Annotated in this window: 20 protein-coding genes and 1 pseudogene; 10 read left to right on the top strand and 11 right to left on the bottom strand. The window is 39.4% G+C overall.

The genetic code is table 11. The features are described from left to right. Positions 1–123: 123 nt before the first annotated feature. From WKI23_RS07770 to nrdR, 7 genes are all read right to left on the bottom strand, one after another. Positions 124–414, bottom strand: a complete 291-nt coding sequence (locus tag WKI23_RS07770) for a hypothetical protein (RefSeq protein WP_368079512.1) — start codon at positions 412–414, stop codon at positions 124–126. A 33-nt stretch (positions 415–447) separates the two neighbouring features. Then, complete coding sequence (locus tag WKI23_RS07765; protein ID WP_220053000.1) at positions 448–783, bottom strand: hypothetical protein; 336 nt, start codon at positions 781–783, stop codon at positions 448–450. Between the two features lie 81 nt (positions 784–864). Beyond that, positions 865–2,175, bottom strand: a complete 1,311-nt coding sequence (gene der, locus WKI23_RS07760; RefSeq protein ID WP_001207696.1) for a ribosome biogenesis GTPase Der — start codon at positions 2,173–2,175, stop codon at positions 865–867. Between the two features lie 13 nt (positions 2,176–2,188). Beyond that, entirely contained in the window at positions 2,189–2,902 is a 714-nt protein-coding gene (locus WKI23_RS07755) for an NADPH-dependent oxidoreductase (protein ID WP_368079511.1), read from the bottom strand. Next, complete coding sequence (gene dnaI, locus WKI23_RS07750; protein WP_368079510.1) at positions 2,899–3,795, bottom strand: primosomal protein DnaI; 897 nt, start codon at positions 3,793–3,795, stop codon at positions 2,899–2,901. The genes WKI23_RS07755 and dnaI overlap by 4 nt, the downstream gene beginning before the upstream one ends. Continuing rightward, on the bottom strand, positions 3,796–4,965 hold the full coding sequence (locus WKI23_RS07745) for a replication initiation and membrane attachment family protein (protein WP_368079509.1): 1,170 nt from the start codon (positions 4,963–4,965) through the stop codon (positions 3,796–3,798). Beyond that, positions 4,966–5,439 (bottom strand): transcriptional regulator NrdR, encoded by a 474-nt coding sequence (gene nrdR, locus WKI23_RS07740; protein WP_001203672.1) that lies wholly within the window; start codon positions 5,437–5,439, stop codon positions 4,966–4,968. Positions 5,440–5,579: 140 nt separating this feature from the next. Here nrdR and WKI23_RS07735 point away from each other — a divergent pair, with 140 nt between their 5' ends. Genes WKI23_RS07735 through WKI23_RS07725 form a run of 3 tightly spaced genes read left to right on the top strand, consistent with a single transcriptional unit; the run spans position 5,580 to position 7,428 of the window. Then, positions 5,580–5,945, top strand: a complete 366-nt coding sequence (locus tag WKI23_RS07735) for a GntR family transcriptional regulator (RefSeq protein WP_050261182.1) — start codon at positions 5,580–5,582, stop codon at positions 5,943–5,945. A gap of 4 nt (positions 5,946–5,949) precedes the next feature. Continuing rightward, positions 5,950–6,645: an ABC transporter ATP-binding protein gene (locus WKI23_RS07730; RefSeq protein WP_000054197.1), complete on the top strand. Its 696-nt coding sequence runs from the start codon at positions 5,950–5,952 to the stop codon at positions 6,643–6,645. 15 nt (positions 6,646–6,660) lie between these two features. Then, the gene (locus tag WKI23_RS07725) at positions 6,661–7,428 is read left to right on the top strand and encodes a hypothetical protein (RefSeq protein WP_368079508.1); all 768 of its coding nucleotides are present in this window, start codon (positions 6,661–6,663) and stop codon (positions 7,426–7,428) included. Positions 7,429–7,507: 79 nt separating this feature from the next. Here the strand turns inward: WKI23_RS07725 and WKI23_RS07720 are convergent, their stop codons facing one another. Beyond that, positions 7,508–8,371 (bottom strand): helix-turn-helix domain-containing protein, encoded by an 864-nt coding sequence (locus tag WKI23_RS07720; protein ID WP_368079507.1) that lies wholly within the window; start codon positions 8,369–8,371, stop codon positions 7,508–7,510. Positions 8,372–8,584: 213 nt separating this feature from the next. Here WKI23_RS07720 and WKI23_RS07715 point away from each other — a divergent pair, with 213 nt between their 5' ends. The 5 genes from WKI23_RS07715 (at position 8,585) to WKI23_RS07695 (ending at position 11,907) form a co-directional block, all read left to right on the top strand. Continuing rightward, positions 8,585–8,956, top strand: coding sequence for a caspase family protein (locus tag WKI23_RS07715; RefSeq protein WP_368079506.1), 372 nt, complete (start codon positions 8,585–8,587; stop codon positions 8,954–8,956). Positions 8,957–9,054: 98 nt separating this feature from the next. Next, the gene (locus WKI23_RS07710; RefSeq protein WP_368079505.1) at positions 9,055–10,137 is read left to right on the top strand and encodes an N-acetylmuramoyl-L-alanine amidase family protein; all 1,083 of its coding nucleotides are present in this window, start codon (positions 9,055–9,057) and stop codon (positions 10,135–10,137) included. 144 nt (positions 10,138–10,281) lie between these two features. Continuing rightward, positions 10,282–10,656 (top strand): ATP-binding cassette domain-containing protein, encoded by a 375-nt coding sequence (locus WKI23_RS07705; protein ID WP_368079504.1) that lies wholly within the window; start codon positions 10,282–10,284, stop codon positions 10,654–10,656. 184 nt (positions 10,657–10,840) lie between these two features. Continuing rightward, entirely contained in the window at positions 10,841–11,215 is a 375-nt protein-coding gene (locus WKI23_RS07700; RefSeq protein WP_368079503.1) for a CidA/LrgA family protein, read from the top strand. Further along, positions 11,212–11,907 (top strand): LrgB family protein, encoded by a 696-nt coding sequence (locus WKI23_RS07695; protein ID WP_001288952.1) that lies wholly within the window; start codon positions 11,212–11,214, stop codon positions 11,905–11,907. Before WKI23_RS07700 ends, WKI23_RS07695 begins: the two co-directional genes overlap by 4 nt. A 778-nt stretch (positions 11,908–12,685) precedes the next feature. Here WKI23_RS07695 and WKI23_RS07685 read toward each other — a convergent pair. Together WKI23_RS07685 and WKI23_RS07680 are read right to left on the bottom strand one after the other, a co-directional pair. Then, the gene (locus tag WKI23_RS07685; protein WP_368079502.1) at positions 12,686–13,885 is read right to left on the bottom strand and encodes an ABC transporter permease; all 1,200 of its coding nucleotides are present in this window, start codon (positions 13,883–13,885) and stop codon (positions 12,686–12,688) included. Next, positions 13,882–14,775, bottom strand: a complete 894-nt coding sequence (locus WKI23_RS07680; RefSeq protein ID WP_084925866.1) for an ABC transporter ATP-binding protein — start codon at positions 14,773–14,775, stop codon at positions 13,882–13,884. The genes WKI23_RS07685 and WKI23_RS07680 overlap by 4 nt, the downstream gene beginning before the upstream one ends. Before the next feature lie 336 nt (positions 14,776–15,111). Between WKI23_RS07680 and WKI23_RS09430 the strand changes: the two are divergent. Together WKI23_RS09430 and WKI23_RS07670 are read left to right on the top strand one after the other, a co-directional pair. Next, positions 15,112–15,334, top strand: a pseudogene (locus tag WKI23_RS09430) (IS30 family transposase); the annotation flags it as partial. Positions 15,335–15,648: 314 nt separating this feature from the next. Beyond that, positions 15,649–16,266 carry a TVP38/TMEM64 family protein gene (locus WKI23_RS07670; protein ID WP_368079501.1) on the top strand — a complete coding sequence of 206 codons (618 nt, stop codon included), beginning with the start codon at positions 15,649–15,651 and terminating at the stop codon, positions 16,264–16,266. Positions 16,267–16,308: 42 nt separating this feature from the next. Here WKI23_RS07670 and scrK read toward each other — a convergent pair whose 3' ends face one another. After that, positions 16,309–17,196, bottom strand: a complete 888-nt coding sequence (gene scrK, locus WKI23_RS07665; RefSeq protein WP_033685440.1) for a fructokinase ScrK — start codon at positions 17,194–17,196, stop codon at positions 16,309–16,311. Between the last annotated feature and the right edge of the window lie 225 nt (positions 17,197–17,421).

Below are 17,421 nucleotides of genomic sequence, written 5' to 3'. Positions count from 1 at the left end.
GAATATTTTAGAATGTTCTTTTAATTTTAGCACAATTACTGATTATTTTCAAGGAAGAATCCCCATTTTGAAAAGGAAAAAGAGGCTAGTTTCCAAGCTAACCTCTCTGACTTTTATGATGATTTAATTGCCAACAAAAATCGGCAAAATCGCAAATAGGATAAATAGATTTATCCAAAGAGAAAAACAGCAGATCAATCCAAAAACAAAGAGACTGACTTTCTTGGACAGCAAGGCCATCAAAATCGACAGAATTCCAAAAACTAGTAAAACTTTCTGCATGATTAAGAGATTGATAGATATTCCCAGAACTGGTTTATCCCAAGGAACAAAGAAGAAAGCAATCCAGATCAGCAAAACTAAACCAATATAAACCTTGGAATAGCGTGTAATAAATGATTTTAGATGTGCCATAAGCCACCTCCTAAAAATAAAAACCGATGTAAATCAATGTCTCCCTGCTTTAGACTTCCCCAGTTCTCGTCTCAAGCGAAGCATTTTTTTGAAACAGAAATAGGTTAACCTATTCAGACCAATAGCTAGCAGAATAAAAAGAAACCAAATGCCCCATAACTTGATATCTGTCAAATTTCTCAAGACGATATTGAAAAACAGAACTGAAATAACTGTCCAAGCAAGGCTAAAAAGAGCATAGAGGGGGATGTAAAACCAGTAAAAATAGTAAAAAATTGGGAAAAATTTACTTTCTCTATTATCCTTTTCAATCCAATTGAAAAAGTAAAACCAGGGAAATAAGATTATAAATTTAAACAAATGTTTCATCGACACCTCCTTTTTGATAGCGTTTTCTATTATTTTATTATATCAAAAAAATCTGGAAATGTCATTCCAGATTCTACTTTTTTATTTACGCTTTCTTGCGATGAGATGGATTGGAGTTCCCTCAAAGACAAAGGCCTTGCGGATTTGATTTTCCAAGAAACGCAGGTAAGAAAAGTGCATGAGTTCTTCTTCGTTGACAAAGATAACAAAGGTCGGTGGTTTGGTTGCCACTTGGGTCGCATAGAAAATCTTGAGGCGTTTTCCTTTGTCTGTCGGTGTTGGGTTGATGGCAATAGCATCCATAATCACATCGTTCAAGACAGCTGATGGGATACGTGTGTTTTGACTTTCACTGATTTGCTTGATCATCTCAGGCAGTTTGTGAAGACGTTGCTTGGTCAAAGCGGATACAAAGATAATCGGTGCGTAAGGCAGGTATTGGAACTGCTCACGAATATCTTCTTCCCAGTTTTTCATAGTGTGGTTGTCTTTTTCAAGTGTATCCCACTTGTTGACCACGATAATCATCCCTTTACCAGCTTCATGGGCAAATCCTGCGATACGCTTGTCGTATTCACGAATGCCTTCTTCCGCATTGATGACCATCAAGACCACATCAGAGCGGTCAATAGCACGCATGGCACGCATGACAGAGTATTTCTCAGTATTTTCATAAACCTTACCAGATTTACGCATACCAGCTGTATCAATCATGGTAAACTCTTGACCATCTGTATCTGTAAAGTGGGTATCAATAGCGTCACGTGTTGTTCCAGCAACTGGACTAGCAATGACACGGTCTTCTCCCAAGATAGCGTTAATCAAGCTTGATTTTCCAACGTTGGGACGACCAATCAAGCTAAACTTAATCACATCTGGGTTTTCTTCTTCATATTCATTTGGAAGATTTTCTACAATAGCGTCTAGCACATCCCCTGTACCGATACCATGGACAGATGAGATAGGCAGTGGTTCACCCAAACCGAGGGCATAGAAATCATAAATATCATTTCGCATCTCAGGGTTGTCCACCTTGTTAACTGCAAGGATAACGGGTTTGTGGGTCTTATAAAGCTTACGGGCTACGTATTCGTCCGCATCGGTAATTCCTTCCTTACCAGACACGACAAAGACGATAACATCAGCTTCTTCCATGGCAATTTCTGCCTGGTGCTTGATTTGTTCCATGAAAGGAGCATCGACATCATCGATTCCTCCTGTATCAATCATGCTAAACGAACGATTGAGCCACTCACCCGTCGCATAGATACGGTCACGTGTCACTCCTTCGACATCTTCTACAATGGAGATTCGCTCACCAGCGATCCGATTAAATAGGGTTGATTTTCCAACATTGGGACGTCCTACAATGGCAATAGTTGGTAGGGCCATAATTTCTCACTTTCTACAATAACTTCTTTTGTTCAAGATTTTTTCTAGTTGAGCTTGGTTCAGCTTGACCAAACTGTTCTGCTAGACGCTGACTCCAGCTTGTGGTCGCACGCGCTCCAGCATAGTCAGCCTGTACACGGTCATAAGCTTGGATTGCCTCAGTTGACTGTTCTTGATATTCTTCCTCAAAGACAACATTCTCTAGTGGCAGTCTTGGTTTCACATCATGATTTTGATTTGGTACCCCTAGTGCCATCCCAAAGACAGGATAGGTGTAGTCAGGCAGGTTAAAAAGCTCTGCCACTTCTTCTGACTTGTATCGAACCAAACCGATAATCACACCACCATAGCCCAAGCTTTCAGCTGCCAGCAGGGCATTTTGACCAGCAAGAGCTGCATCGACCGAACTAATCAAGAGCCCTTCCACACCTTGTGGTTGGAAAGTATCGGTATGAAGTCGTGCTCCCTTTTCTGCTCGGTTCAAATCTCCGACAAAGAGAAGGAAAACAGCAGACTGGCGAATGGCTTCTTGAGGTACCAATTCATACAAGGCATCCTTCTTTTCTTGACTTCGCACTACAATCACAGAGTAGGATTGGAAATTCTTCCAAGACGAGGCCATTTGGGCTGCTGTCAGGATTTCCGTCAAGTCTTCCTGAGGAAGGGCTTGCTCCTTAAATCTTCGAACAGACTTATGAGCTTTCATCAGTTTAATCGTTTCTGTCATCGACGGTTCACTCCTTCTAAACGAGTCTCCTCAGCCAAATAACGGATGCGTTCCATGACGCGTCTGGCTTCCCAGGTTTCGTCATTTCCATGTTTCCCTTTAGCGAAATGCTGCTCCAATTCTTCAAAGTCGAAGTTGGACGTGAAAAAGGTCGGTAAATCTTCCTGCATCCGATATTGAAGAATGACTTGCAGGATTTCATCCCGTACCCAAGCTGTTGATTGCTCGGCACCAATGTCATCTAAAATCAGGACTTCAGAAAGCTTAATCTCATCCACCAAGGTCTTGACATTGCCATCACCGATAGCATTTTTGACATCTATGACAAAGCTAGGATAGTGGAGGAGAGTTGATGAAACACCACGTTTTTCTGATAAATCATGGGCTAAGGCAGCCACCATGAAACTTTTACCCACACCAAAGTCTCCATATAAGTAAAGACCTTTTCGAATAGTTGGATATTGTTCCACGAAGGCTAATAGCTTTTCAAAAACTGGCAAGCGACCCAAATCATCCAAGTCTACTTGAGCCAAACTAGCTTGCTTGAGACTGGCTGGCAGATTGATTAACTTGAGACGGTTCTTAATAGCCGCTTCTTTTTCCGCTGCGATTAGTTCAGGAGTTTCTTCATAAGAAACATCCGCATAGCCATGATTCATAACCAAAATCGGCTTGTAGCCTTTGGCAATATAATCCGTATCCCCACGAAGAAACTTATCACGCTCGGTGATGTACTGATTAAACTTGGAGATACTGCGATTCAATTCCTCTGGAGTCAAGGATTCTTGCTGGATAAAGGCCACAACATCAGGGTCCTTCATGATTTTCTGGACCAAATCTTGATAATGAAAACGGCTAGGTTGACGTTTGAGTACGTCTCCGACACTTTCCATCTAATCTCCTCCTTTTTCTAATCGAGCTAATAGTTCTTGTTTCTTACGTTCTAGTTCCAGACGAGTTTCCTCGCTGGTTTCATTCTTATAATCTGGATTGCTCCACTTGGGTACATTGGACTTGGCAGGACTGGGTTTACTGCTTTTTTGAACCTGATTCTTCTGTCCTCGCTCACGAATGCGCAAGACTGCCTCTTCTGCCGAATGAATTTTTTGATAGGCGTAATCATTGGCTACCTTCATGGCATATTTCTCATTGATATTTGCAGAATCTACCTTATTAAAAGTCAATAAGAGAATAATATTGATGACTTCGTCCAGCAAGCCCAAGCCAGCCATCTGTTGCAAGAGTTCTCTCTCTGTTTGGGTAATGGTCCCCTTGCGGGTTTGCTTGATTTCTGCCAAGAACTGCAGGGCAGTTTTACTTTTTGCTTCCTTGATAATGGTTGCTTCCTTAGGACTAAAGTCAGAGGAAACAGGTTTTTGAGCGATTTTCTCCCGCATGCGTTTGGTTGAAATAACCTGGGAAACAGCTGTTGACTTAGCCAGTTGATAGGTCTCAAACCAAGTCCATTTCTTCTCCTCGGCAATGGCAAAGAGGTTCAAGACATCGGACTGCTCATCCGCAAAACGAAGCCCATCTCGAGCCATAAACTGACGAAAATGGTCCAAATCAAAATCATTGGCCACTTTCTTCTTGAGACCAAGATCTTCTTGACTTCCCAGTTCTGCCAAGTCTGGAAAAACATGATTGAGTGAGACAGGTATTTCTTCTCCCTCAGCACTCTCAACTTTTAAATCCTCCACAGCTGCATCACCAATCTTTTTCTCCAAAAGTCGGCGATAAACAGGATGCTCCAAGAAATCTTGACTAGATAGAGGAGCATGGAGGGCTAGCTGATAAACATCTCCCTTTTGATAGAGGGTCAAGAGATTGAAAGCAGATAGGATTTTCAGGGATTTTATCAGTCTATCCATCCCAAAATTGAGATGATTGAGAATGCTTGAAAAAAGATATTCCTTTCTACCATTATCCCAAAAACTGATTGTATAAAGATAAAGGCTCAGTGCCTCCTGACCGATAATCGGGAGGTAGCACTGTACCAGAGATGAGGTATCTTGCGACACCCGATTATTCTTTAGATAAGAAAAACGGTCAATTGGCTTCATTTATCTTTCCTTTTTCTTTTTAGAGGACTGGGTGATTTGTTGGAGCAAGCTCTCTAACTCACTGACATCCTTAAAACTACGATAGACACTGGCAAAACGTACATAGGTAATCTCGTCCAGTTCAGCCAACTCCTCCATGACGAGCGAACCAATGTCCTCACTTTGAATTTCATTTTCATTTCGACCACGGAGTTTCTGTTCGATACGATTGACTACCATGTTGATTTCATCACTTGACACAGGACGTTTCTGGGCTGAGCGAATAATCCCATTAAAGATTTTATCTCTGGAGAATTGTTCCCGTGTGCCATCTTTTTTAACAACCACTAAGGTTCTTTCTTCTACTCGTTCGTAGGTTGTAAAACGGTGCTGGCATTCATCGCACTCACGTCTTCTACGAATGGTGTTCCCTTCTTCTGCTTGGCGACTATCGATAACACTTGACTTGGTAGCCCCACATTTTGGACAACGCATCTTTTCCCTCCTTATCGTTTTCTTTTCATTATACCATTTTTTAAACGATTCCCAAAACAATTCTTCTTTTTGCTTGACAAGTTTTTTGTTTTGTTGTATTATTTAATTAAGACAAATAGATAAAAAGAAAGGAGACCAAGATGTCCTGGACATTTGACAATAAAAAACCCATTTATTTACAGATCATGGAGAAAATCAAGCTTCAGATTGTTTCCCATACACTGGAACCCAATCAACAACTTCCAACCGTGAGAGAGTTAGCTAGCGAGGCTGGTGTCAATCCCAACACCATCCAAAGAGCCTTGTCAGACCTTGAACGAGAAGGATTTGTCTACAGTAAGCGCACAACTGGACGATTTGTGACTGAGGATAAGGAGCTAATCGCCCAATCACGCAAACAACTATCGGAAGAAGAATTGGAACACTTCGTTTCCTCCATGACCCATTTTGGCTATGAAAAAGAAGAACTACCAAGCGTAGTCGGCGATTATATTAAAGGAGTTTAAGCCTATGTCATTACTAGCATTTGAAAATGTATCCAAATCTTATGGAGCAACCCCAGCCCTTGAAAATGTTTCTCTTGACATTCCAGCTGGAAAAATTGTTGGTCTCCTTGGGCCAAACGGCTCAGGAAAAACAACCCTGATTAAACTAATCAATGGCCTCTTACAACCAGATCAAGGACGTGTCCTTATCAACGACATGGACCCAAGCCCAGCAACCAAGGCCATCGTAGCTTATTTGCCGGATACGACCTATCTCAATGAGCAAATGAAGGTCAAAGAAGCCCTAACCTACTTCAAGACCTTCTATAAAGATTTCAATCTTGAACGCGCCCATCATCTACTTGCAGACCTCGGCATTGATGAAAATAGTCGTCTCAAGAAATTATCAAAAGGGAACAAGGAAAAGGTACAACTGATTTTGGTTATGAGCCGTGATGCTCGTCTCTACGTTCTGGACGAACCTATTGGTGGAGTGGACCCAGCAGCCCGTGAGTATATCCTCAATACCATTATCAATAACTACTCACCAACTTCTACCGTTTTGATTTCTACCCACTTGATTTCTGATATCGAGCCAATCTTGGATGAAATTGTCTTCCTTAAGGACGGAAAAGTCGTCCGTCAAGGAAATGTAGATGATATTCGCTATGAGTCTGGTGAATCCATTGACCAGCTCTTCCGTCAGGAATTTAAGGCCTAAGCAAAGGAGATTATTATGTTTTGGAATTTAGTTCGCTACGAATTTAAAAATGTTAACAAGTGGTATTTAGCCCTCTACGCTGCCGTGCTCTTCCTTTCTGCCCTTATCGGGATACAAGCGCAGACCTATAACAATCTGCCTGTCAAAGAAAGCCAACCTGTCCTACTCATTTTTCTAGCAACTGTCTTTGGGGGGTTGATGATTACACTGGGGATTTCAACCATTTTCTTAATCATTAAACGCTTCAAAGGTAGTGTCTATGACCGACAAGGCTATCTGACTTTAACCTTGCCAGTTTCTGAACACCATATTATCACAGCCAAACTAATCGGCGCTTTTATCTGGTCGTTGATTAGCACTGCTATCCTAGTTCTAAGTGCTGTTATTATTGTGACCATAACGGTTCCAGAATGGATCCCTCTTTCTTATGTGATTACATTTGTAGAAACACATCTCCCTCAGATCTTTCTTACAGGTATATCCTTCCTACTAAATACCATTTCCAGTATCCTCTGCATCTACTTGGCTATTTCCATTGGACAGCTTTTCAATGAATACCGTACAGCACTCGCTGTTGCAGCCTACATTGGTATCCAAATCGTCATTGGATTTATTGAACTTTTCTTCAATCTTAGTTCTAATTTCTATGTCAATTCACTTGTAGGACTTAATGACCATTTCTATATGGGAGCAAGTATAAGTATTGTTGAAGAACTCATATTCATAGCTATCTTTTACCTCGGAACCTACTATATTTTGAGAAACAAGGTTAATTTGCAATAGTTTCATAATCAAAAAGGATAACATCTCATCGCAGAGAGGCTATCCTTTTTCTTTTATCTCATTTTCTGTCTAACTTTATTTAAAAAACAAATCCTTTTAAATCTGATTTAAAGGTCTTGTTTAATTTCTCTATTGTGACACTATCATTATATTCCTTACATATTTTCATAGCTTTGGAACATTCTTTTTTACCTAACTCTACTTGATTCGTTTTTATGAGATAAATACCTTTTAAAAAAAGCAAATAAGTCTTTTCAAAATAATATCCTTGTCTGGTCAGTAAATTTTCTAAATCATCTATAAAAAATTGAGCGCTATCTAACAAATTATTTTTTAATAATAATTCTAAATTAAATAAATATAAAGGAATTACTCTATGTGTTCCCATATCTGTTTTTAAAAAATGTCGTGTTTTCTTGATTACCACTCTATATAGTAAGCTTATGGTTTTAGTATTCATAAAAAACACCGAATTATAGAAAATTTTCAGTTCATACTCCATCCAATTATCTACAGAAAGCAAATACTTGATTAGCTCATTACATTTAGAGGCATTGTAAGGAAGGTTTGCAAGGCGATTAATCTGTTGTTCAGCAATCAATTTTATGTGAAAATTGCATAAACTTTTTTCCTGCTTTTGTTTTAGCTCTATTTTCTTTATTAGTTCTTGTAACAAAATGATATCTGAAGAGTTCACAGCATGTTCTAGTTCTTCAAAAAAGCATTCTTTTTTGGAATAATAGCAATGGACTAATTCTTCAAATTCCGAAAATGAGATCCCCAGGCGATTTAACAAAATATAAAAATGATCAATAGATAATTTTGTAATCCCATTTTCGAAACGAGAAATAGTTGACTCACTAATCTTATCACAAGCCAAATCTTTAAGACGAAAATTTTTTGAAATACGGATATCCTTTAAAACTGCTCCAAAATTTTCCATAGTATTCCTCTTCCATTTCTGCAAAAAATAAAACCTGTTTTTTTATTTGTGATATGATTATGATTATACAAAAATAAAACAGAAAGGACAATATGATTATGAAAAAAATTTTATTGTCATCAGTTGCTTTACCGAGCCTAGCGACAACACTACCAGTAAATAGTCCAGTTTCTGCTCAAGAATCTATCTCTCCCTAGGCTTATAGTCAATCCAATGGTCGTTGGTGGTATAAACATTCTGACGGTTCTTACACTAGAAACGGGTGAAACATCAACGAGAGCAGTACCTATCGAAGATGTTAATGCTATGGAAAAGGTTTTTAGTAACCAAAATTTTAGCAAAGTTGTTCGTTTCCCAGATAAAACAAAAGCTGAGATTATTGCAAATATGCAAGAACTATTTGAATCTTCTAGCAAAAGCGATGTGAACCACCTTTACTTGTCGGTACGATATCTATTGGTAGCGATAAAACGGTATTTACAGGTTGGGATTCACTTCAAAATAGAATTATTTCGCCTATGGCAGACACCAATACTAACGGAAAAATCACTTTATAGGAACTGTATCAATACTCTTATCCTCTAGTCCTTGAAGCTGCATCAAGCAGTAATAAGGAGCAACATGTATCAATTTTTCCAGAAAACAGTCAATTTGTTTTATTTCAAAAATAAGGAGTTAAGAAAATGAAAGTATCAAAAAAAATCACACTATTTAGTTTGTCTATAGCAGGTTTAGCCTTACTAGCTTTCCCTCATTCAGGAAAGGCATTTGAGCTTAAAGGAGTTTGGCATGTTAAAGGAGGAGTTGTATATCAAGATGACAAAATTCTTCGATTTAACAATGGTCATAGCATAGATATCAAAGTCTTGGATTTACCAAAAACTGAGAAAATTGAGTGGAGGGTCAGTCTCAATGGTCAAGATCAAACTGTCAATTTCCTAAGTCAAGAAGTGGACAAATCTATGGTCGGTACAGAGGGGCGTTACCTGAATTTCTATGTACCTTATGGCTATAGAGGAGATATCAAGGTAGAAGCCAAGAGCGGAAATGAGGTAAAGACCTGGTCCACTAAAGTAGTAGATGATGTATATAATGATGGCGGAAAGAGTGGTTACTTTCGTATTGACGAATCAAATGATCAACACACCTACCTTGATGCAAAATGGGACTATCAAACTAAGACCTACACTGCTACCTTACCAGAGACTCTCAATGGTCAAAAAGTATTTGCTTGGGAAGACGACTATGTAGAATTGAAACTTCAAAAACCAGGAGTTATCAATCATTCCTACAGAGGGGGAGGAGCCTTCAAAATACTTTATCCGATTCTAAAAGCAGAAAGTTGGCTAAAAAAGAATTACAGTGAAAGCTGGTACTATCAAAAACAAGGGCAATTAGTTAAAAATGCTTGGGTTAAGGACAAGGGAACTTGGTACTTTATGAATGATAAAGGGGTCATGTTCAATCAAACTTGGCTCTATCAGGGTGGCAACTGGTATGCCTTTAAATCATCAGGAGCTATGATTGCTAGTGACTGGCTATATGATAATCACTCTTGGTATTACCTAAAAGACTCAGGTTCTATGGCGACAGGTTGGATCAAAGATAGTGGATCTTGGTATTACCTAAGCAATTCAGGTGCTATGTTAACAGGCTGGGTCAAAGATAGCGGCTCTTGGTATTACCTTGCTTCATCAGGTAAGATGCTTCACAATACCTACACACCTGATGGTTACTATGTAGATGCCAGTGGCGCTTGGAAATAATCTAAAGTACACATTTTATTCCATCAGCTATTAGTGTACATGCTCAGACTAAATGTTATCAGAGATGCAAGAAAAATCTAGATAATAATACAAAAAGCGAATCAAAACAACGAATTCCGTTTTGTTCGCTTTTTGTTTCAATCTGTGTCATTACGATATTTTCATTTAATTGTATATCCCCCAAAAATTACATTTTTATATGAAGTATTTGAGATAAAAGCAAACTCTAAATCATATCCTCAAAAAACAGGATTAGAACATTTGAAAAATCGAACGCTCAAAAATGATAGTCTATCTGGTGGCGAGAAACAACGCCTAGAAATCGCTCGCGCCCTCTACCATGATAGCCAACTCATCTTATCAGATGAGATTAAGGCCAATCTTGACTCGGAAAATAGCAGAAAAATTAGCGATTTACTCTTCTCCCTACCTCAAACAGTCATTGAAGTCATTCACCACTACACGGAAGAAGACTTAAAACACTACGACCAAGTCAGTCACTTAAGCAAAGAAAAGTAATATTCTTCGAAAATCGCTTCAAACTATGTCAGTTTGACCTACAAACCCAAGACTTTGCTTTGAGCAACATGCAGCTGACTTCCTAGTTTATTCTTTAATTTTCATTAACCCTTGTGCATTTCCTTGAAATTTTCTGAAAAAAGAGTAAACTGGTATGAAAGAAGTCTATTTCGTGGAGTATAGGATGAAATTATATGTTCAATTAATGATTCTCTTTGTGATTTCTCTAATCGGAGAGGAAATTTCCAGTTTCTTTCATTTGCCCATCCCGGGCAGTATTATCGGTTTGATTATTCTTTTTCTAGCCCTGCAGTTCAAGTGGCTAAGGACCAGGCACGTCAACATGGTGGGAAACTTCTTGCTGGCCAATATGACCATTCTCTTTTTGCCGCCAGCAGTGGGAATCATGGAGAAGTTTGATGTGATTGCTCCCTATCTCCTACCCATTGTCTTGATTGTCTTTTTTGCAGCTGTTATCAATATTATCCTTATTGCCTTGGTAGTTCAGTTTATCAAACGACGGTTTGAGGGAGATTATGAGAAAGGAGATGCCAAATGAGTGAATTTGTTTCCAATCCCCTGTTTGGGCTTGCCCTGTCTATCCTAGCTTATCTAGTGGGAATGCTGATTTACAGACGTTTTCCTCATCCATTGACAACGCCCTTGCTTTTATCAGCTGTTTTCATTATTATCTTTCTGAAAGTGACGGGTATTTCTTACCAAGATTACTACCAAGGTGGGGTTTATCTGAACAACTTGATTGTCCCGTCGACCGTGGCTTTAGGTATTCCGCTTTATAAGAGTTTTCACTTGATGAAGCATCATGCTCGGAGTATTCTTTTTGGAAGTCTATTAGCGGTAGTTGTCAATACCTCTTTCACAGCTCTTGTGGCTAAGATTTTTGGCATGGACTTTTTCTTAGCCATTTCTCTTTTTCCCAAGTCAGTAACAACCGCCATGGCAGTAGGAATAACAGAAAAATTGCAAGGTCTGACTACTGTGACCTTGGTGGTTGTAGTGGCGACTGGGATTTTAACCAGTGTAATCGGCCCAACCCTTTTGAAGTGGTTGAAAATAGATGATCCAGTAGCTGTTGGTCTTTCCCTTGGAGGAACAGGCCATGCAGTCGGAACAGGAACAGCCTTCCGATACGGTTCTGTAGCAGGAGCTATGGGTGGTTTGGCTATCGGTGTTACCGGTATTCTCTATGTCTTTGTCAGCCCCATCGTAGCCAGTTTGATATTGAGTTAAAAAGCAAGGAACTCGAGCAATCTCATTATGGTAGTGACATGGGGTCTAACTTCTCATATTTATACATTTCTCCAATCAGTTAGTTGTTTACAATCGAGATTTTCTATACTCTCCTTATAAGATTTTCGCATAAGATGAGACAGCACACGCTGAAGACGTCTATATTATTTAGATTTAATGCAATCTTTTAAAAGAGTTTTGATAATCTATATTTCTTATTTAGTTTAGTTGATTTCATATCACTATACTATAATGCTTATCCAAATGATTACACGATCAAAACACCCTATTATTAGATGCTTACGAAACAGATTTTTATACTCTTCAAACCACATCAGCTTGTCCTTAGTGTGTATATGTTACTGACTTGGTCAGTTCCTCAACCTCAAAACTATGTTTCGAGGAGCCTTCCACTGACTTCCCAGTCTGATTTTCATTGAATATTAACGATACTTTATCACATAAAGAGGCTGGATGAAAAGTCTTCACAATCAAAAAATGCATACTATCAGGTCTTGAAAAATCCTGGTAGTATGCGTTTTTTGTGAGCTGACTTATTTCCTTTCACTATATCGCAAAATGAAATAAGAACGGAACGATGAGATTTTGGAATTCAAATCAATTTATAAGAATGTTTTAGAAGCAATATTATCCTATTCCAGATTCAGTTCACTATACAATTGAGTTTTCAAGCAACCTGTTTACACAATGTGTGAATAATTAGGTTCGTGATTCCACTCTTTTTATCTCTAAAAAACCTCGCTTTCGCGAGGCTCTTCTATTTATAAGATAAGGCACGTTTAAAGGTTTTCCAAATCCCTAAATCATCCGTTTGAAGAACGAGACTAGCATACATGCGTCCGATAAATCCTGTTGCTACCACTGCAAAAATCACTGTAATAGCAAGTGAAATCCATGCTTCTACTCCCCCTGCATAGCCATTAATGGTTCTAAATGGCATGAAGAAGGTCGAAATAAAGGGAATATAAGAACCAATCTTCAAGATAAGATTGTCACCAGCTGCACCCAGAGCTGTCACTCCAAAAAAACCACCCATAATCAAAATCATCAAAGGCGACAAGGCTTTTCCTGCGTCCTCAGGACGAGAAACCATAGAACCTAGAAAGGCCGCCAAGACGACGTACATAAAGAGACTAACCAAAATAAAGAGCAAGGTATTCAGTGAGAAAGCATCTCCCAAGTGATCTAAAACACCAGACTGAGCCAAGAATGGCAAATCTTTAAAGAACAGAATGGCAGCCAGACCACCTACAACATAAATCCCAATATGCGTTAAAATCACCAGAAATAGAGCCATCATCCGCGCATAGAAATAGTGACTAGCCCTTATGCTAGAAAAGACGACTTCCATAATTTTGGTGCCTTTTTCACTGGCAACTTCCTGAGCCGTTACACCCGCATAGGTAATCAGAATCATATAAAGAAAGAATCCTAAGGCTCCTGCCGCCATTGTTTGAATAAACTTTTTATTTTCCTTGGCTTCATCAATCTTTTCTGTGAATTGAACTGTCTGCGCTAAGCGTTTTTCCTGCTCTTGAGATAAGGAGGCCGTTGAACGATTAAGCTGATTTTGCAGTTCATTGAGTGTACCTGTAACCTCAAATTTAATTCCATTTTCAAGCGATGTCTCGCCATGATAAACGGCCTTCAAGACACTATCCTCTTGGTCAATGGTCAAATAACCTTTTAATTTTTCATCCTTGATAGCAGCTTGAGCACTTGCTTCATCCTGATAATCAAAATTGAGACCATTGGTAGATTTGAGACCTTCTGTCACAGCTGGAACCGTGCTAATCACTGCTATCTTACCACTTTGAGCCATTGATGAGCCTTGGAGATAGCCAATTCCTCCAGAGAGACCGATAAACAAGAATGGTGAAATCACCATAAAGAAGAAACTCCACGATTTGACATGTCGAAGATAGGTTTCCTTGATTACAACCCACATATTTCTCATACTTCCACCCCTGATTCTAGTTTAAAGATTTCATCAATTGTTGGCGCTTGCTGGTCAAAGGTTGCGATGTATTGCCCCTGAGTCAAGATTGGGAAGAGTTCCCTTCCAGCGCTCTCATCCTCCAAGATTAATTTCCAGCTACCTTGTTTGGTCAAGCTCACCTGCTTGACATGAGGAAGATTTTCCAATTCTTCCTTGCTTCGTTCACTTGAAACAAAGAGACGCGTTTTCCCGTATTGATTGCGGACATCCTGAACTGGCCCATGCAAGACCACACGACCATCTCGAATCATGAGAATATCATCACAAAGTTCCTCAACGTTGGTCATGACATGGTCAGAAAAGATAATGGTTGCCCCACGTTCTTTTTCTTGAAAAATGACTTGCTTGAGCAATTCTGTATTGACTGGATCCAAACCACTAAAAGGCTCATCCAAGATGATCAAGTCTGGCTCATGAATCAGAGTAATAATGAGCTGAATCTTCTGCTGATTTCCTTTTGACAGACTCTTAATTTTATCTGTCAGCTTCCCTTTCACTTCCAACCTCTTCATCCATTGAGGGAGTTTTTCCTTGATTTCCTTGGCATCCATGCCTTTTAGAGTCGCCAAATAGCGAACTTGTTCAAGAACTGTCAATTTAGGCATGAGACTGCGTTCTTCAGGCAGATAGCCAATCCGAGCATAGGTCTCCTGACGAATATCCTGACCATCCAGACTGATTTCTCCTTGATATTCTAAAAACTTCAAAATACTGTGGAAAATCGTTGTCTTCCCAGCACCATTTTTTCCGACTAGTCCCAAAATACGACCTGGTCGCGCTTGAAAGTCAATACCAAACAAAACTTGCTTGGATCCAAAACTTTTCTCTAGACTTCTTACTTCTAGCATCTTTAACCTCCGAAATTTCTTTCACTCATTATACTCCTTTTTGATAGCCTCTACAATGATTTCTGTCCATTTTGAGAAGACTAATGCTATGTAAAATATGGCCTGGAGCGTTTTTAGTGATAAATCCATTATACAGTAAAAAACTTAATTTATACCTTCCGCTCCTCAACTGTCTATTTTTGATCCTGAATTGTTACTTGAGTAACTCCTTTTTCCTCATAAAGTTCTCTTCCTCTAAAACTTCTGGAAAAAAGCGAATAATTTCTTGACAACATTTTTTATAAGAAACAAGTTCATCTATCATTTCAAGCAGGAGTAATCCTTTATCTACTAATGGACGGAATGGAATTCAACCGCTTGTCCCACATGTTTTCTAAGGATTATATCTATTATGCACACCCCTATAGGATCTAATGAGAATCACAACAGGCTCATTCATAGATGGTTACCTAAGGGAACTAAGAAAACGACTCCCAAAGAAGTCGCATTCATCGAAAATTGGATTAACAACTATCCGAAAAAATGCCTGAACTACAAGTCCCCCAGAGAAGACTTCTTGATGGCTAACTTGAACTCGAAATTTAGCTTTAGCTTTTCTAGCTTTAGAATACATCTAAACTTTAGTAAAGATGACTATTCGAAAGCTCGAAGACCTCAAAACTTTCTCAGATATGTTATTCTAAGCTTAGAATACTTTTAAATTTATGGAATGACGATTGTTCTAAAGCTAGAATACATATAAACTTTGGGACAAGAGCCTATTCTAAGTCTCGAAGGGCTGTATTCCCATCTATTTCTTATCAAAAAGACTCATTCCCCCTTTCTACTTCAAAATATGGTATAGTAGAAATATACTATCTATGAGGAGTTTACATGTCACAGAATAAACAAATGAAAGCTGTTTCTCCCCTTCTGCAGCAAGTTATCAACATCTCATCGATTGTCGGTGGGGTTGGGAGTTTGATTTTCTGTATTTGGGCTTATCAGGCTGGGATTTTACAGTCTAAAGAAACCCTCTCTGCCTTTATCCAGCAGGCAGGTATCTGGGGGCCACCTCTCTTTATCTTTTTACAGATCCTACAAACGGTCGTCCCTATCATTCCAGGGGCCTTGACCTCTGTGGCTGGCGTCTTTATTTACGGCCACATCATCGGGACTATCTACAACTATATCGGCATTGTCATTGGCTGTGCCATTATCTTTTATCTGGTGCGCCTCTATGGGGCTGCCTTTGTCCAGTCTGTCGTCAGCAAGCGCACCTATGACAAGTATATCGGCTGGTTGGATAAAGGCAATCGTTTTGACCGTTTCTTTATTTTTATGATGATTTGGCCCATTAGTCCAGCTGACTTTCTCTGTATGCTGGCTGCCCTGACCAAGATGACCTTCAAGCGCTATATGATTATCATCATCCTGACCAAACCCTTTACCCTCGTGGTTTATACCTACGGTCTGACCTATATTATCGACTTTTTCTGGCAAATGCTTTGACATATAAAAAATCCGTTTGGTTTTCCAAGCGGATTTTGTGCTTTATTTTGAAACTTCTTTTGCAAGAACAAAGTTTCCAAGAGTAGCAGAACCATTTCCTGCAACTGCTGGCGTCACGATGTAGTCACGCACATCTGGTACTGGTAGGTAGCCGTTGAGAAGAGCTGTAAATTTCTCACGGACACGGTCCAGCATGTGTTGTTGAGCCATGACTCCACCACCAAAAACGATCACGTCTGGGCGGAAAGTCACTGTAGCATTAACCGCAGCTTGAGCGATGTAGTAGGCTTGAACATCCCAGACAGAGCTGTTAAGTTCGATGTTTTCACCACGAATACCTGTACGAGCTTCAAGACTTGGTCCAGCCGCAAAGCCTTCCAAACATCCTTTGTGGAATGGACAAACACCGTTGAATTCTTTTTCAATATCCATTGGGTGTTTAGCCACATAGTAGTGACCCATTTCAGGGTGACCCACACCACCGATAAACTCACCACGTTGGATAACACCAGCACCGATACCAGTACCGATTGTGTAGTAAACCAAGTTTTCGATACGACCACCAGCATTGTTACGGGCAACCACTTCACCGTAAGCAGAGCTGTTTACGTCTGTTGTGAAGTACATTGGCACGTTGAGGGCACGACGAAGGGCACCAAGCAAGTCTACATTTGCCCAGTGAGGTTTTGGTGTTGTTGTGATAAAGCCATAAGTTTTTGAGTTTTTGTCAATATCAATCGGCCCAAATGAACCCACTGCAAGCCCAGCAAGGTTATCGAATTTTGAGAAGAACTCAATGGTTTTATCGATTGTTTCGATTGGAGTTGTTGTTGGAAATTGTGTTTTTTCTACAACGTTAAAGTTTTCATCACCGACAGCACAGACAAACTTTGTACCGCCCGCTTCCAAGCTTCCATATAATTTTGTCATGATAAACCTCTTGTTTTTATTTTCTTTATTATAGCATATTTCGAAAGTCTAAATTTCTCTATTTTTTAGATTTTCCTCTGTAAATCTTACCATTCAAGCAAAAACGAACAAACATGTCATTTGTTCGTTTTCATTGTGAGAGGGAATATTGTACTCAATGAAAATCAAAGAGCAAACTAGGAAGCTAGCCGAAGGTTGCTCAAAGCAATGCTTTGAGGTTGTAGA

It is taken from the genome of Streptococcus pseudopneumoniae (assembly GCF_038148955.1).
GTDB classification, from domain to species: Bacteria; Bacillota; Bacilli; order Lactobacillales; family Streptococcaceae; genus Streptococcus; species Streptococcus pseudopneumoniae_T.
The sequence above is the reverse complement of the archived record's forward strand: the minus strand, read 5'-3'. Positions and strand labels throughout refer to the sequence as shown.

What these genes read in the sequence shown, in the direction of transcription:
- WKI23_RS07680 (WP_084925866.1), bottom strand. Translation starts at nt 14,775, where the DNA reads ATGCTAGAAGTAAGAAGTCTAGAGAAAAGTTTTGGATCCAAGCAAGTT.
- WKI23_RS07715 (WP_368079506.1), top strand. Translation starts at nt 8,585, where the DNA reads ATGGTCGTTGGTGGTATAAACATTCTGACGGTTCTTACACTAGAAACG.
- der (WP_001207696.1), bottom strand. Translation starts at nt 2,175, where the DNA reads ATGGCCCTACCAACTATTGCCATTGTAGGACGTCCCAATGTTGGAAAA.
- WKI23_RS07745 (WP_368079509.1), bottom strand. Translation starts at nt 4,965, where the DNA reads ATGAAGCCAATTGACCGTTTTTCTTATCTAAAGAATAATCGGGTGTCG.
- WKI23_RS07710 (WP_368079505.1), top strand. Translation starts at nt 9,055, where the DNA reads ATGAAAGTATCAAAAAAAATCACACTATTTAGTTTGTCTATAGCAGGT.
- WKI23_RS07700 (WP_368079503.1), top strand. Translation starts at nt 10,841, where the DNA reads ATGAAATTATATGTTCAATTAATGATTCTCTTTGTGATTTCTCTAATC.
- scrK (WP_033685440.1), bottom strand. Translation starts at nt 17,196, where the DNA reads ATGACAAAATTATATGGAAGCTTGGAAGCGGGCGGTACAAAGTTTGTC.
- WKI23_RS07735 (WP_050261182.1), top strand. Translation starts at nt 5,580, where the DNA reads ATGTCCTGGACATTTGACAATAAAAAACCCATTTATTTACAGATCATG.
- WKI23_RS07725 (WP_368079508.1), top strand. Translation starts at nt 6,661, where the DNA reads ATGTTTTGGAATTTAGTTCGCTACGAATTTAAAAATGTTAACAAGTGG.
- nrdR (WP_001203672.1), bottom strand. Translation starts at nt 5,439, where the DNA reads ATGCGTTGTCCAAAATGTGGGGCTACCAAGTCAAGTGTTATCGATAGT.
- WKI23_RS07695 (WP_001288952.1), top strand. Translation starts at nt 11,212, where the DNA reads ATGAGTGAATTTGTTTCCAATCCCCTGTTTGGGCTTGCCCTGTCTATC.
- WKI23_RS07770 (WP_368079512.1), bottom strand. Translation starts at nt 414, where the DNA reads ATGGCACATCTAAAATCATTTATTACACGCTATTCCAAGGTTTATATT.
- WKI23_RS07765 (WP_220053000.1), bottom strand. Translation starts at nt 783, where the DNA reads ATGAAACATTTGTTTAAATTTATAATCTTATTTCCCTGGTTTTACTTT.
- WKI23_RS07755 (WP_368079511.1), bottom strand. Translation starts at nt 2,902, where the DNA reads ATGACAGAAACGATTAAACTGATGAAAGCTCATAAGTCTGTTCGAAGA.
- WKI23_RS07730 (WP_000054197.1), top strand. Translation starts at nt 5,950, where the DNA reads ATGTCATTACTAGCATTTGAAAATGTATCCAAATCTTATGGAGCAACC.
- WKI23_RS07720 (WP_368079507.1), bottom strand. Translation starts at nt 8,371, where the DNA reads ATGGAAAATTTTGGAGCAGTTTTAAAGGATATCCGTATTTCAAAAAAT.
- WKI23_RS07670 (WP_368079501.1), top strand. Translation starts at nt 15,649, where the DNA reads ATGTCACAGAATAAACAAATGAAAGCTGTTTCTCCCCTTCTGCAGCAA.
- dnaI (WP_368079510.1), bottom strand. Translation starts at nt 3,795, where the DNA reads ATGGAAAGTGTCGGAGACGTACTCAAACGTCAACCTAGCCGTTTTCAT.
- WKI23_RS07685 (WP_368079502.1), bottom strand. Translation starts at nt 13,885, where the DNA reads ATGAGAAATATGTGGGTTGTAATCAAGGAAACCTATCTTCGACATGTC.